This is a genomic window from Streptomyces olindensis (genome assembly GCF_040645895.1).
GTDB classification, from domain to species: Bacteria; Actinomycetota; Actinomycetes; order Streptomycetales; family Streptomycetaceae; genus Streptomyces; species Streptomyces olindensis.
In genome coordinates, this window is record NZ_JBEYZD010000078.1 from 1 (window position 1) to 14,267 (window position 14,267).

General features: G+C 71.9%; 13 protein-coding genes and 1 riboswitch. Of the genes, 5 read left to right on the plus strand and 8 right to left on the minus strand.

Annotated elements, in window-relative coordinates; all coding sequences use genetic code 11:
- Positions 1-123: 123 nt before the first annotated feature.
- Together ABZ948_RS34095 and ABZ948_RS34100 are read right to left on the minus strand one after the other, a co-directional pair.
- A complete protein-coding gene (locus tag ABZ948_RS34095) occupies positions 124-591 on the minus strand; it encodes a GNAT family N-acetyltransferase (protein WP_359766191.1) in 468 nt (155 codons plus the stop codon).
- Positions 592-650: 59 nt separating this feature from the next.
- Complete coding sequence (locus ABZ948_RS34100) at positions 651-1,235, minus strand: flavin reductase family protein (RefSeq protein WP_435857717.1); 585 nt, start codon at positions 1,233-1,235, stop codon at positions 651-653.
- A 351-nt stretch (positions 1,236-1,586) separates the two neighbouring features.
- Between ABZ948_RS34100 and cdgB the strand changes: the two genes are divergently transcribed.
- Positions 1,587-3,242 (plus strand): diguanylate cyclase CdgB, encoded by a 1,656-nt coding sequence (gene cdgB / locus ABZ948_RS34105; protein WP_359766193.1) that lies wholly within the window; start codon positions 1,587-1,589, stop codon positions 3,240-3,242.
- Positions 3,243-3,361: 119 nt separating this feature from the next.
- On the plus strand, positions 3,362-4,312 hold the full coding sequence (locus ABZ948_RS34110; protein WP_359766195.1) for a carbohydrate-binding protein: 951 nt from the start codon (positions 3,362-3,364) through the stop codon (positions 4,310-4,312).
- Between the two features lie 25 nt (positions 4,313-4,337).
- Here ABZ948_RS34110 and ABZ948_RS34115 read toward each other — a convergent pair whose 3' ends face one another.
- From ABZ948_RS34115 to ABZ948_RS34125, 3 genes are all read right to left on the minus strand, one after another.
- A complete protein-coding gene (locus ABZ948_RS34115) occupies positions 4,338-5,267 on the minus strand; it encodes a 1-phosphofructokinase family hexose kinase (RefSeq protein ID WP_359766197.1) in 930 nt (309 codons plus the stop codon).
- 122 nt (positions 5,268-5,389) lie between these two features.
- Positions 5,390-6,601 carry an N-acetylglucosamine-6-phosphate deacetylase gene (nagA, locus tag ABZ948_RS34120; protein ID WP_359766199.1) on the minus strand — a complete coding sequence of 404 codons (1,212 nt, stop codon included), beginning with the start codon at positions 6,599-6,601 and terminating at the stop codon, positions 5,390-5,392.
- Positions 6,601-7,542, minus strand: a complete 942-nt coding sequence (locus ABZ948_RS34125) for an ROK family protein (protein WP_359766201.1) — start codon at positions 7,540-7,542, stop codon at positions 6,601-6,603. The genes nagA and ABZ948_RS34125 overlap by 1 nt, the downstream gene beginning before the upstream one ends.
- 133 nt (positions 7,543-7,675) lie before the next feature.
- Between ABZ948_RS34125 and ABZ948_RS34130 the strand changes: the two genes are divergently transcribed.
- Positions 7,676-8,929, plus strand: coding sequence for an ABC transporter substrate-binding protein (locus tag ABZ948_RS34130; protein WP_359766203.1), 1,254 nt, complete (start codon positions 7,676-7,678; stop codon positions 8,927-8,929).
- Between the two features lie 35 nt (positions 8,930-8,964).
- Complete coding sequence (locus tag ABZ948_RS34135; RefSeq protein WP_359766205.1) at positions 8,965-9,210, plus strand: DUF3263 domain-containing protein; 246 nt, start codon at positions 8,965-8,967, stop codon at positions 9,208-9,210.
- 116 nt (positions 9,211-9,326) lie between these two features.
- Here the strand turns inward: ABZ948_RS34135 and otsB are convergent, their stop codons facing one another.
- From otsB to ABZ948_RS34150, 3 genes are all read right to left on the minus strand, one after another.
- On the minus strand, positions 9,327-10,169 hold the full coding sequence (gene otsB, locus ABZ948_RS34140) for a trehalose-phosphatase (protein ID WP_359766207.1): 843 nt from the start codon (positions 10,167-10,169) through the stop codon (positions 9,327-9,329).
- Positions 10,166-11,554: an alpha,alpha-trehalose-phosphate synthase (UDP-forming) gene (locus tag ABZ948_RS34145; RefSeq protein WP_359766208.1), complete on the minus strand. Its 1,389-nt coding sequence runs from the start codon at positions 11,552-11,554 to the stop codon at positions 10,166-10,168. Before ABZ948_RS34145 ends, otsB begins: the two co-directional genes overlap by 4 nt.
- Before the next feature lie 73 nt (positions 11,555-11,627).
- Positions 11,628-12,572, minus strand: a complete 945-nt coding sequence (locus ABZ948_RS34150; protein WP_359766210.1) for a glucosyl-3-phosphoglycerate synthase — start codon at positions 12,570-12,572, stop codon at positions 11,628-11,630.
- A 155-nt stretch (positions 12,573-12,727) separates the two neighbouring features.
- Positions 12,728-12,883, plus strand: a riboswitch (SAM riboswitch).
- 18 nt (positions 12,884-12,901) lie between these two features.
- Between ABZ948_RS34150 and thrC the strand changes: the two genes are divergently transcribed.
- Complete coding sequence (thrC, locus tag ABZ948_RS34155; protein WP_359766212.1) at positions 12,902-14,188, plus strand: threonine synthase; 1,287 nt, start codon at positions 12,902-12,904, stop codon at positions 14,186-14,188.
- The last annotated feature ends 79 nt before the right edge of the window (positions 14,189-14,267 follow it).

Here is a 14,267-nt window from a genome sequence, read left to right on the forward strand (position 1 = left end):
CCGGTGCGGCGAGTGGGGGTACCCCCTGCTCGAAGAGCTTGGGGGAGCGTGCCGGGCGTCGCGGGGCAGGCGGGACTTTGCGGACACCCCCTAGCCCCAGACCGGAGTCGGACCGGTCCGGAGTCAGACCAGCTCAAGCACCCCGACCGTCTCGCCTTCGGTCGTCTCCCCGTTCGGCCGGAAGCCGAGCCCCAGGTAGAAGCCCTCCGGGCCGTCGGGGCCCGGGTGCCAGGAGACGTAGAACTCCTTGGTGCCCCGTCGGCGGAGTTCCTCCGCGACCGACTCGACGGCGAAGCGGCCGTAGCCCCTGCCCTGCTCCCCGGCCGCGATGTTCAGCCGCCACAGGCCCGAGCGGCGGACGCTGCCGTCCTCGTACCAGTCGATGTCCAGGAAGGCCATCAGGAAGCCCACCGGGCGGTCCCCGTCGACGATCAGGCGGGGCCAGGCGACACCGGGTTGGACGTATGCCTCCGCGAGCGACTTCACGACCGGGGCGACCGCGTGCTCCTGGTCGGGGCGGACGCGGATGCCGAGGGCGGCGTCGAGGTTCGCCGGGGTGATCTCTTCGAGGCGCGGGCCGGTACTGGTCATGCGCGCACCCTAGGCGGGCGGCTCACCGTCCGGCCAATGGTTTCTTCAAGCCAGGATTTTCAGCCCAACTGCCGGTAGCGGCCCCGGAAGTACGTCAGCGGGCCACCCTCCGCGCTGGGCACGCGGGCGGTCAGGACGCGGCCGATCACCAGGGTGTGGTCGCCGGCCTCCACCCGCTGCTCGGTGCGGCACTCCAGCACGGCCAGGGCACCGCCCACCAGGGGCGCGCCGGTGTACTTGCCGCGGGTGTACGGGATGTCGGCGAACAGCAGCCGGTCGCTGACGCGGCCCTTCATGGCGAAACGGCCCGCGATGTGCCGCTGGCTCTCGGCGAGGACCGAGACGGCCCACAGCTCCTGCTCCTCCAGCAGCTCGTCCATGCGGGAGCCCGAGCGCAGGCTCACCAGCACCAGGGGCGGGTCGAGGGAGACCGACATGAAGGCCGTGGCTGTCATGCCCACGTCCTCGCCGGCCGGCGCGCCGGGGTCGTCCGGGTCGAGCGGCGGCTCCTGGGCGGTCACCAGGACCACGCCCGAGGCCAGCCGGGACATGGCGGCGCGGAACTCGTCGTTGCTCACCCCCTCAGCATGCCCGGAGGCGGGCCTCGGAATGATCGGCGACGTGGCAGGGGGAGTGTTCGGCACACCGGAAACGCTAATCTCCGTCCGGCACGCCCCGCATCGGGCTCCGGCCCGATCACGGTCCTAGGACCCCCGACGGATCCCCGACGGACTCCCGGTGAACCCGTGACGGGCGGCGCCGGAAATAATGTGCGCAACCTGACAAACTTTGCGTTCGGTAGCCGCACGTGAAGAACGCAGAAACTCCACTCAATTGTTCAGGTTTGCCTGTGACTTGAGTCACAAGGGGCAGGAATTGTTGACCCTGTGTACCGAGTGGGCAGCGCGCTGTGATTCAGTGGCGGGGAAGCTGCCAGGACGATACGCCGATGAGAACCCTTGATTCGCTGCGAGGTACTCGGGGGGAGGGCGAGCATGGAGACCGAGTCGGAGCCCTACGTCCGTCTTGCGTCCCTGCGACAACTGCACCAGGTCATGGCCGACATGAACACGGCCCGCAGCCTGGCGGACACACTGCAGACCGTCGCGGAGGGCGTGGTCGCCGCCCTCGGGTACGAGCTGGCGTGCGTGAACCTCGTACGGCCGGACGGCGACCTCGTCGTCGCCGCCTTCGCCGGGAACCCGGCGGCCGAGGCCCTCATCACCGGCCGCGTCGGCTCGCGCGAGTCCTGGGACCGCCGCCTGAACATGGGCGAGCACTGGGGCGACCTGGTGTTCATACCGCACACCGAGGGCTGGGTCCTCGACGACGACGACGTCCCGCAGTGGTACACCGACGGCCCCGCCCCCCGCTTCGAGGACGAGTGGCACCCGGCCGACCGGCTCTTCGCGCCCATGTACGCGCCCGCCCCGAAGGGCAGCGGGACGTGCGGCGAGCTGATCGGCGTGCTCTCCGTGGACCGGCCGCGCAACGGCCGCCGGCCCGGCGCCTGGGGCCGCGAGGCGCTCCAGATGTACGCCTTCCAGGCCGCCATCGCGATCAGCAACGCCCGGCTGCGGGCCAACATGCAGCGCGCCCTGGTCCGCCTTGAGCGCGAGCAGCAGGCCCTGCGGGCGAGCGAGGAAAGCTTCAGGCAGGCCTTCGAGTACGCCCCGTCCGGCATGGCCATCGCCGAGATGGGTGGCGACCAGCACGGCCGGATCCTGCGCACGAACGACGCCCTGTGCCGGCTGCTCGGCCGCCCCGCCTCCGCCATGCGCCGCTACTCGTTCTCCGACCTGGTCCACCCCGAGGACATAGGCACGCTCCTGCGCACCTCGGCCGAGGGCGGCCGCGCCGAGCTGCGCCTCGGCCGCCGCGACGGCACGTACGTCTGGGTCTCGCTGCGCAACAGCGTCGTCGCGGACGCCGCCGACGGGCCGCGCTTCCTGCTCACCCACGTCGAGGACATCGAGGAGCGCAAGCGCCGCGAGCTCCAGCTCGCCCACCGCGCCTCCCACGACTCGCTCACCGGCCTGCCGAACTCCGCGGAGCTGCGCTCCCGGCTGTCCGCGCGCCTGTGCCAGCGCGCCACCCCGCACGCCGCCGCGGAGTCCCACGACACCGCCTACGGCCACCCGGCCTTCGACGTGGTCGGGCCCGGCTTCGACTACCGGCAGAGCGCCGAGCCGTACGACGCCTACGACCACCACGTGCACACCGTCGCCCCGGACGGCGACCACGACGACGGCACCAAGGGCCTCGCCGTGCTCTTCTGCGACCTCGACGGCTTCAAGTCGATCAACGACCGGTTCGGACACAACGCGGGCGACGCGGTGCTCATCGAGGTCGCCCGCCGGCTGAGCAACGGCGTGCGCGACGGCGACACGGTCGCCCGGCTCGGGGGTGACGAATTCGTCATTCTGGCCGACGGGCTCGGCCGGGCCGACGCGCAGGACCTCGCGGTCCGCCTCCGCAACGAGATCATCCAGCCCATCCGCGCCGAGGGGCGGGCCGTCCGGGTCGGCGCCAGCTTCGGCATCGGATGGGCACACTGTGGAATGACGGCGGACGAAGTGTTGAAATCCGCTGACGAGCGGATGTACGTCGAGAAACGATCTCGTCCCAAACAACACAGACGTGCGGGGTGAACCCCAGGTCAGCGAGTTGATGCGGTCTGAGTCACCCGTTTGGGTCACTGGGAGCGGGTAGGCTCGCCCTCTCACCACCCGTACCGCATTGCACCGCACCTGACTGAGGAGACCAAGGGATGACGCCCGGCAACAACGGCGCGAGCACGCCCGAGGACGACGACCCGTTCGGCTATCTCTACGCCGACGGGCAGGCCAACGGAGCCCAGCCGCCGTCCGGGGGTTACGGCTACCCGAACTCGGTCAACCGGGTGCGAGCGGTCGGCACGCGCCAGTACGGCCAGCAGCCGCAGAACGCGCAGCCGGCGCCGTACGGGCAGGTCCCGCAGCAGCAGGGCGCCTACGGCCACCCGAACGCGCACTACGCGGCGCCGGAGACGCTGCCGGGCGGCGCCCCCACCACCCAGACGGCGATGCCGTCCGGCGGCGGTGGCGGCCGGGGCGGTCGCGGGCCCAACACCAAGGGCCTGCTGATCGGCGCGATCGCGGTGGTCGCCGCGGTCGTCATCGGCATCGGCGTGGCCATGCTGGGCGGCGACAAGGACAAGGGCGACGCGGACAACGCGTCGGGCACGACCCCGACCCAGTCCCAGGAGTCGAAGCCGAGCCCTTCGAGCAGCAAGAGCGGGGCGGCCCAGGCCGAGCTCCCCAAGATCGACGCGAAGGCCCTGCGGCTCAGCCCCGGAGTCACGACGGCGTCGCAGTTCAAGGGCGCGAAGGCCGACGGCGGCGTCTACGTGACGGGCTTCAACCAGGTCGGCGCCAAGGTCACCTGGACGGTGGACGGCATCGACAAGGCCGACACCTACCGGCTCTACGTGCGCTACGGCATCCCGGGCGTGGACGCCAACGCGACGCTGCTGGTCAACGGCGAGGCCCAGTCCCGCCCCGTGAACATGAAGAACTTCGGCGGCACGCCGAAGGGCGACTGGGAAAAGGGCTGGCAGGAGACCTGGTCCAACGTCAACCTGACCAAGGGCACCAACACCATCGAGCTCGCCTGCAACCAGGGCAACCAGTGCGACGCGGTGCTCGACCAGCTGTGGCTCACCCCGGAGCAGGGCGCGTAGAGCGGCCGGCCGGGATACGGGCCGCTCAGGCGGCGCTGGCCTCCCCGGAGACCGTGACCCTCTCCAGCAGCTCCTCATAGACCTCCCGGTCGAACTCCCCGGCCACCGGTGCCCTCACCGTCGCCGTGGACAGGGCCGTCGCGCGGGTCAGGCGGTCCGGCCAGGGGAGGTGTTCGACCAGGCCCGACAGCAGGCCCGCGACCGCGGAGTCGCCGGCGCCGGTCGGGTTGCCTGGGACGGCGGCCGGTGGGGTGGCTCGCCAGCGGCCCTCTCGGGTGGCGGCGAGGAGGCCCTCGGAGCCCAGGGACGCGACCACCGCGCCGGCGCCCCGGCGGCGGGCGTCCTGCGTCGCGCGCAGGGGTTCGTGGGAGCCGGTCAGCTCCGCCAGTTCGTCCGCGTTCGGCTTGATGATGTCCGGGCGGGCCGCGACACCCCGGCGCAGCGGTTCGCCGCTGGTGTCCAGCAGCACCGGGACGCCCGCGGCTCGCGCCGTGCGGACCAGGCCCGCGTACGCGCCCACCGGCACGCCCGGCGGCAGGCTGCCGCACAGGGCCACGGCAGCGGCCCCGTGGAGCAGGTCCTCGTAGGCCTCCTGGAACGCCGACCATTCCAGCGGCGTGATCGTCGGGCCCGGTTCGTTCAGCTGTGTCGTGTCGCCGGTCTGGTCGTCCACCACCGCGATGGTCCGCCGGGTCGCGCCCGTGACCGGGACCAGGGCGTCCGCCACGCCGGGGACCGCCGCGAGCTTCTCCTGGACGACCCGGCCCGTCGCCCCGCCCGTGAAGCCCGTCACCGTCACCTCGTGGCCGAGCGCCGCGAGGACCCGGGCCACGTTGAGGCCCTTGCCGCCGGGGCGTTCCGTCACCTCGGAGACGCGGTGGGACGCGTGCGGCGTGAGGGACCGCACGCGGTAGGTGATGTCGAGAGCGGTGTTCAGCGTGACCGTGAGGATCACCTGGGCCGACCTCCCCCGAGAATGCGCTTGTCGCCGTGGACTTCCTCAAGCCCGATCATGCCAAAGAGACGGCGGTCGGCCCAGTCCTGGAGTCGGCCACCGTCCCTCGACTGGTGGATGGATCAGCCCAGTTGGGGACCGACCACCCATTCGCCCCGGCGCATCACGCCCTTCAGCTCGAAAGCGGCGTCCAGCAGGACCAGATCCGCGTCCTTGCCGGGCTCCAGGGAGCCGATGCGGTCGGACATGCCGAGCAGGCGGGCGGGGGTCGCCGAGAGTGCCCGCACCGCGTCCTCGACGGAGAGGCCGTCGACCGCGACCGCCCGCTGGAACGCGCGGTCCAGGGTGAGGGTCGAGCCGGCGATCGTGCCGTCCGCGGCCAGCCGGGCCACGCCGTCGGCGACCTCCACCTCCAGCGGGCCGAGCCAGTAGCGTCCGTCGCCGAAGCCGGCCGCGTCCATCGCGTCCGTGATGAACGCCACCCGGTGTGCGCCCGCGCGGTGGAACGCCAGCTGGAGCGCGGCGGGGTGCAGGTGCGTGCCGTCGTTGATCAGCTCGACCGTGATCCGGTCGTCCTCCAGGAGCGCCGCGATCGGGCCGGGGGAGCGGTGGCCGAGCGGCGGCATCGCGTTGAAGAGGTGGGTGGCGACCGTGGCGCCCGCGTCGATGGCCTGGACCGTCTGCTCGTACGTCGCGTCCGTGTGGCCGACGGCCGCGATCACGCCGTGCTCGGACAGCAGGCGTACGGAGTCCAGGCCGCCGGGCAGTTCGGTGGCCAGGGTGACCATCGCGGCCCGGCCCCGGGCGGCGTCGATCAGCTTGCGGACCTCCGCCGGGTCGGGGTCGCGCAGCAGTTCCTCGGAGTGGGCGCCCTTGCGGCAGGGGGAGATGAACGGGCCCTCGAAGTGGATGCCGGCGATCTCGCCCTGCTCGGCCAGTTCGCTGAGGAGGCCCGCGCGCCGGGCGAGGGTGTCCATGTCGCCGGTGACGGTGGAGGCGACGAGGGTGGTCGTGCCGTGCAGACGGTGGGTGTGGATGCCGCGCAGTACGTCTTCGGCCGACCCGGACGTGAAGGAGGCTCCGCCGCCGCCGTGGTTGTGGATGTCGACGAAGCCGGGGATCACGTAGTGGTCTGTTACGTCGATGACCTGGGCGTTTTCGGGCTCCACTCGCGCGATGCGGGTGCCCTCGATGGCTACCCGACCGTTTTCGACGGTTCCCGAGGGAAGGACCACCGTCGCGCCGGTGAGGACCGTGGGGTGTCCGGCCGTCGCGGGGTGCGGATGGGGTGTGGCTGGTCGCGCAGTTCCCCGCGCCCCTGGGGCATCGGTCATCAGGGCGTTACCTCCGTGCGGTCGGTGTGGTCGAGGAGATCCCAGGCCAGTAGCCCGGCGCCCAGGCATCCAGCGGCGTCGCCCAGGGCCGCCGGGACGAGTGAGGGCTGCTTCTGGAAGGTGATCCGCTGTCGGATGGCCTCCCGCAGCGGCCTGAACAGGGTTTCGCCCGCCTCCGCCAGTCCGCCGCCGATGATCAGGGTGCGGGGGTCCAGCAGGGTCAGGGCGGTGACCAGGCCGTCGGCCAGGGCGTCCACGGCCTGCCGCCAGACCGCGAGGGCCCGGGCGTCGCCGGCGTCCACCGCCTTCGCGCAGTCCGCCGCGTCCGCGCCCGGGGTGCCCGAGGCCGCGGCCCAGGCCTCGCTGACGGCCGCCGCCGAGGCGAAGCGCTCCAGGCAGCCGCGCTGGCCGCAGGGGCAGGCGGTCCCGCCGGGGCGTACGACGATGTGGCCGATCTCGCCCGCGAAGCCGTGCGCGCCCGCCTCGACCCGGCCGTCGACGCCGATGGCGCCCGCGATGCCGGTGCCCAGCGCCACGAACAGGAAGCGGTCGGTGCCCCGGCCCGCACCCACCCGGCCCTCGGCGAGCCCGCCGGTGCGCACGTCGTGGCCGAGGGCGACCGGCACGCCCAGCCGCTCCGCCAGCAGTGTGCGCAGCGGGACGTCGCGCCAGCCGAGGTTCGCCGCGTAGGCGGCGACGCCGCGCACCTCGTCGACGATGCCGGGGACGGCCAGGCCGGCGGCGGACGCGGGGGTGCCGAGGTGCTCGGCGCCGTACGCGTGCAGCTCGGCGGCGAAGTCGAGGATGCCCGCGACCACGGCGTCCGGCCCCTGCTCGCGTCCGGTGGCCCGGCGGGCCCGGTACAGGACCTCGCCCTCCGGCCCGGCCAGGGCGGCCTTCATTCCGGTGCCGCCCACGTCGAGGGCGATGACATGTCTCACGGGGAACAGTGTGACCCGGGGACCCGCAAGAGGTCTAGTCCACTTACGTGGTGTAGACCTTATTCCGAATATCGAAAAGTTTCAGTGGCGGCGACGCCAGGGTTGGGGAAGAACAGCGGTGCAGCGGCGGCGGATGGCAGGAACGATCGCGGTGGTGTCCGCACTGGGCATGACGGCGGTCCTCGGCGGCTGCGGAGTCACGGGCGGTTCCGCCGACGTGACCCTGAAGCTGGTCGCCGCCGATTACGGCGACAGTGCGGCCAACAGTTCCAAGAAGTACTGGGACAAGCTCGTCGAGGAGTACGAGGCGGACAACCCCGGCGTCACCATCGACGTCAGCGTGTACTCCTGGAACGACGTCGACCGCAAGGTCAGGGAGATGGTCGCCGCCGGTGACCCGCCGGACATGGCGCAGATCGGCGCGTACGCCGACTACGCGGCGCAGGACCAGCTCTACAAGGCCGACGACCTGCTCTCCATACCCGTGCAGGCCGACTTCGTCGGGCAGCTGGCCTCCGCCGGCCAGGTCAAGGGCGTGCAGTACGGCATGCCGTTCGCCTCCTCCACGCGCGTGCTCTTCTACAACAAGGCCCTGTTCTCCAAGGCCGGCATCACCCCGCCCAAGACCTGGGACGACCTGGCCGACGACGCCGAGGCGCTCAAGGACGAGGGCGTGAAGTACCCCTACGCGCTGCCCCTCGGCCCGGAGGAGGCGCAGGCCGAGACGATGCAGTGGATGCTCAGCGGCGGTGGCGGCTACACCGACAGCGTCGACAGCTACGGCATCGACTCCCCGGAGAACATCGCCACCTTCTCCTGGCTGAAGGACGAACTGGTCGCCAAGGACCTGACCGGGCCGGTCGCGCCCGGCGAGCTCAACCGGGCCGAGGCGTTCGCCGCCTTCGCCAAGGGCGAGGTCGGCATGCTCAACGGCCACCCCTCCCTGATGAAGATCGCCGCCAAGAAGGGCATCGACTACGGCATGGTGCCGATGCCGGGCAAGGAGGGCACGAGCAAGTCCACGCTCGGCGTCGCCGACTGGATGACGGCCTTCCGGAAGAACGGCCACCGCGACCAGGTCGGCGACTTCCTCGACTTCGTCTACAGCGAGAAGAACGTGCTGGCCTTCTCCCGCGAGTACGACCTGCTGCCGGTCACCGCCTCCGCGTCCGGGACCATGACGACCTCCGGCCGGGACCGGCACCTCCGGCCGTTCCTGGAGGAGCTGCTCACCTCCGAGCTCTACCCGGTCGGCAAGACCTCCTGGGCCGAGGTCAGCGCGCAGGTCAAGCAGCAGATCGGCAAGGCGGTCGCCCCCGGCGGCAGCCCCTCGGGCGTCCTGGGCCACCTCCAGGCGGTGGCGGCCCGGGCGGAGAGCGCCGAGTAGTCCCGCTGTCGGTGGCAGGCGTTACGGTGCCGGGCATGGACGAGGACACGGGTGAGCAGGGGCTCGGGCGCCGGGAGCGGGACATCCTCGCGCTCGAACGCCGGGGTTTTCCCGGGCCCGGTGCGAAGGAACGGGCCATACGTGAGGAGCTGGGGCTCGCACCTGTGCGCTACTACCAGCTCCTCAACGCCCTGCTGGACGACCCCCGGGCCCTGGCGCATGATCCGGTGACGGTGAACCGGCTGCGGCGTGTCCGGGAGAGGCGTCGGTCGGAGCGCTGAGGAACGGGGGCGTCCGGTTGTTTGCGGGGTGCGGGCGCATCGTGGTTGATCGCGCCCACGCGGCGGAGCCGCATATCGAGACGGCCCCGCGCCCCTATGGGGCGCGGGCGCGATCCTCAGCCGATCCGATGCGCCAGCGAGGCCAGGAGCTTTACGACCCCCTCCGGCCCGTCCACCACCACGTCCGCGCGTTCCCGCAGCTCGGTCACCTCGTCGCTGCCGCTGCACACCAGCACGCCCGGGATGCCGTCGGAGCGGAGGGCGTCCACCGCCGCGTAGGCGGGCAGGTCGCCCAGGTCGTCGCCGGCGTAGAGGACGGACCCGGCGCCGATCTCCCGGGCGAACCCGCTCAGGGCGACGCCCTTGTCCATGCCGGGCGGGCGGAGTTCGAGGACCATGCGGCCGGGCTCGACGATCAGGCCGTGCCGGGTCGCGAGGTCGGTGAGCGGCGCGCGCAGGGCCTCGAAGGCGGCCTGCGGGTCGGCGGCCCGCCGGGTGTGCACGGCCACGGCCCGGCCCTTCTCCTCCACCCAGGTCCCGCTCCCGTCGAGCAGCCCGGGCAGCTCGGCGCGGACGGCTTCGACGCCGGGGTGCGGTTCCGGCGCGATGACCTTGCCGCTGCGGGCGTCCCACCGCTCGGCGCCGTAGTGCCCGAGGACGACGAGGTGCTCGAGGCCCGGCACGTCCGCGAAGCCGCCGTTGCGTACCGCGACCTCGGCGGGCCGGCCCGTGACCACCGCCACGGCGGCCACCTTCGGCGCGAGCGCGGCCAGCGCCGGCACCGCCTCCGGATGGGCCCGGGCCCGCTCCGGGTCGGCCACGATCGGCGCGAGCGTCCCGTCGAAGTCGAGGCCGATCAGGGCCTTGCCGGGGCCGGCGAGGAGCGCGTCGAGGCCCTCCTGTCCGGCCCGGGTGACGGGGGTGGGCAGCGGCCGCGCCGCCGGTGTCGTGCCGCTCATCCGCGCAACGCCTCCAGCTGGTCCACGAACCACTGTGCCGGTGGCAGTGCCGTGGCCGCCGCCGCCAGTCGCTTGCTCCGCTCGGCGCGTTCCTCCGGGCTCATCGACAGGGCCTCGTGCAGGGCCGCCGCCGTGCCCGTGATGTCGTAGGGGTTGACCGTGATCGCGTCCTCGCCCAGCTCCTCGTACGCCCCGGCCTCCCGCGACAGCACCAGCGCGCAGCCCGCGTCGGAGACGACCGGGACCTCCTTGGCGACCAGGTTCATGCCGTCCCGGATGGGGTTGACCAGGGCCACGTCGGCCAGGCGGTAGGCGGCCAGGGAGCGGGCGAAGTCGTCCTTCACGTGCAGCACGACCGGCGTCCAGCCCGGTGTGCCGTACTCGGCGTTGATCTCGTCCGCCAGCCGCTGCACCTCGGCCGTGTAGTCGCGGTACACCGCGAGGTCCTGCCGCGAGGGGTAGGCGAAGGCGACGTGCACCACGCGCTCGCGCCACTCGGCGTGGGCCTGGAGCAGCCGGCGGTACGCCAGCAGTCCGCGCACGATGTTCTTCGACAGCTCCGTGCGGTCCACCCGGACGATCGTGCGGCGGCCCTCGCCGATCTCCTCCCGGAGCGCGGCCATCCGCTCCTCGACGTCCTGCTCGTGGGACCGCTTGCGCAGGAAGTCCGCGTCGGCGCCCAGCCCGTGCACGCCGACGCGCGTGCCGCCGAGCCCGCCCGCGAACCGCTCCGCGCACGCGACGAAGGCGTCCGCCCAGCGCTGCGTGAGGAAGCCCAGCCGGTCCGCGCCGAGCATGCCGCGCAGCACCTGCCCGGCCACGTCGTCCGGCAGCATCCGGAAGTACTCGGGCGGCGCCCACGGCGTGTGCGAGAAGTGGCCGATCCTCAGGTCCGGGCGCAGCTCGCGGAGCATGCCCGGCACCAGCGTCAGGTGGTAGTCCTGCACGACGACCGCCGCGCCCCGCGCCGCCTCCTCGGCCAGCGCCTCGGCGAACGCCCGGTTGTATTGCTCGTAGGACGCCCACTGGCGCCGGAACTCCGCGTCGAAGACCGGCTCCAGCGGCGTCTGGTACAGCATGTGGTGCACGAACCACAGGACCGAGTTGGCGATGCCGTTGTAGGCGTCGGCGTGCACGTCGGCCGGAATGTCCAGCATCCGCACGCCGTCCTCGCCGACCCCGCGCCGGACCGCCTCCCGGTCGCCGTCGGACAGCGCCGAGCACACCCACAGCGCGTCCGCGTCGGACCCGATCGCGGACAGCCCCGAGACCAGCCCGCCACCGCCCCGCTTGGCGTTCAGCGAACCGTCCTCGTCCACCGCGTAGGAGACCGGACCGCGGTTGGAGGCCACCAGCACACGTGCAGCACCGTACGTCGAAGCCATACGCCTCAACCTAGCCCGGCCTGTAAACGCTCAAACGTACGTACCTGACCCACACGGCCGAAAACGACACCGGTCAGGCCGCCTTCCGCTCCTGGTACTCGGCGATCTCCACCATCGGCGGACGTTCCTCGGTGTCGACGGAGTACGTGCGCGGCTCGAAGCCGTCCCCGCCCCGCTCGAACTGCGTCAGGGACGGCCGGATCAGATGCCCCCGGGCCAGCCGCAGCTGGGCCGTGCGGTAGATCGCGGCGGCCATCCGGCCCAGCGCCTGCCCGTCCTGGTGCCGGTGCTTGCGCACCCCGACGTCCACCTGGGCGAGGGCGTCCAGGCCCACCAGGTGCAGCGCGTCGACCAGCATGCCCAGCTCGACGCCGTACCCGACGGGGAACGGCAGCTGCTCCAGCAGCGAGCGGCGGGCGGCGTACTCCCCGCCGAGCGGCTGCACGAAGCCGGCCAGCTGCGGCCAGTGCATGTTCAGCAGCGGGCGCGCCATCAGTTCCGTGACCCGGCCGCCCTGCCCGGCAGCGCCGCCCAGCGGGCGGTCGTACATGCCCTTCACCAGATCCACGTCCGGCTCGGTGAGCAGCGGGCCCACGATCCCGGAGACGAAGTCGGACGAGAAGTCCCTCAGGTCGGCGTCGATGAAGCAGACGATGTCCCCGCGCGTGACGAGCAGCGAGCGCCACAGCACCTCGCCCTTGCCGGGCACGGCGGGCAGCCGCGGCAGGATGGTGTCCCGGTGCACCACCGTCGCGCCCGCGGCGGCGGCCACCTCCGAGGTGCGGTCGGTCGACCCCGAGTCGACGACCACCAGCTCGTCGACGAGCGGGACCTGCCGCATCAGGTCGTGGCGGATGACGGAGGCGATGTCACCGACCGTCTCCTCCTCGTTGAGCGCGGGCAGCACGACGCTGACCGTCTGGCCCGTGCGCTGCTTGGCGGCCAGGATCCGGTGGAGCGGACGCTCGGTCGCGGACCAGGAACGGGTGCTCAGCCAGCGTTCGACTTCTTCCAGCACCGTGGCGGCTCCTTAGCGTTCTCTCGGCGGGACGGACTGTGAGCCATCTCGCGGTTCGGACGACTATCTCAAGGGTCCTGGTCGTCGGTTACAGTCTTGAACAACGCGGATGACCATCGCATGTCCGGGGTCAACCGTCGTTTACAACCACATACAGCTCATCCAGAGGGGCAGAGGGATACGGCCCGATGAAGCCCCGGCAACCCTCCAGTCGGTACTCGTAGGTCACTGGCGACCACAGCGCGAGGCTCCCGGCTAGGGAAGGTGCCAAATCCGTCTCACGGCGAGATGCGTCGTGAGGAAGATGAGGAGAAAGGGCCTCGCCTCACATGGCTGTGCAGACTGTTGCAAGCACCACCAACTCCACCGTCGACCTCGGCCCGGCCGCTGCTCTGAGCTGCCGCGAGTGCGGTCACCGGGTACCCCTCGGCCCGGTCTTCGCCTGCGAGGAGTGTTTCGGCCCGCTGGAGATCGCCTACGACTTCTCCGCGTACGACGCCGAGGAGCTGCGCAAGAAGATCGAAGCGGGTCCCGCGAACATCTGGCGTTACGCGCCGCTGCTGCCCGTCCCGGCCGACGTGGCGGACAAGCCGAACCTCAACCCGGGCTGGACCAAGCTGATCAAGGCCGACAACCTCGCCCGTGAGCTGGGTGTCGAGGCCGGAAAGCTGTTCGTGAAGGACGACTCGGGCAACCCGACGCACTCCTTCAAGGACCGCGTCGTCGCGCAGGCCCTGGAGGCCGCCCGCGCCTTCGGCTTCACCACGCTCTCCTGCTCCTCCACCGGCAACCTCGCCGGCGCCGTGGGCGCCGCCGCGGCCCGCGCCGGCTTCCGCTCCTGCGTGTTCATCCCGCACGACCTGGAGCAGGGCAAGGTCGTCATGGCCGCGGTCTACGGCGGCGAGCTCGTCGGCATCGAGGGCAACTACGACGACGTGAACCGCTTCTGCTCCGAGCTGATCGGCGACCCGGCCGGCGAGGGCTGGGGCTTCGTCAACGTCAACCTGCGGCCGTACTACGCCGAGGGCTCCAAGACGCTGGCGTACGAGATCTGCGAGCAGCTCGGCTGGCGGCTGCCCGACCAGATCGTGGTGCCGATCGCCTCCGGCTCCCAGCTCACGAAGATCGACAAGGGTCTGCAGGAGCTGATCAAGCTCGGGCTCGTCGAGGACAAGCCGTACAAGATCTTCGGTGCGCAGGCCGAGGGCTGCTCGCCGGTGTCGACGGCGTTCAAGGCCGGGCACGACGTGGTGCGGCCGCAGAAGCCGGACACGATCGCCAAGTCGCTGGCGATCGGCAACCCGGCGGACGGGCCGTACGTGCTGGATATCGCGCGGCGGACGGGCGGCGCGGTGGAGGACGTGAACGACGAGCAGGTCGTCGAGGCGATCAAGATCCTCGCCCGGACGGAGGGTGTCTTCGCGGAGACCGCCGGTGGGGTGACGGTGGGCGTGACGAAGAAGCTGATCGACAACGGGGTGCTCGACCCGTCGAAGACGACCGTGGTGCTGAACACCGGGGACGGTCTCAAGACGCTGGACGCGGTGGCGGGCACGGGGCTGACCGCGACCATTCGCCCGAGCCTGGAGTCGTTCCGGGACGCTGGGCTCGTCTGACCGTTGTTCCCTGCGGGCCGGTGGGGGCTGGTCGCGCAGTTCCCCGCGCCCCTAAAAGCAGGTGCGTCACCCAACCGGA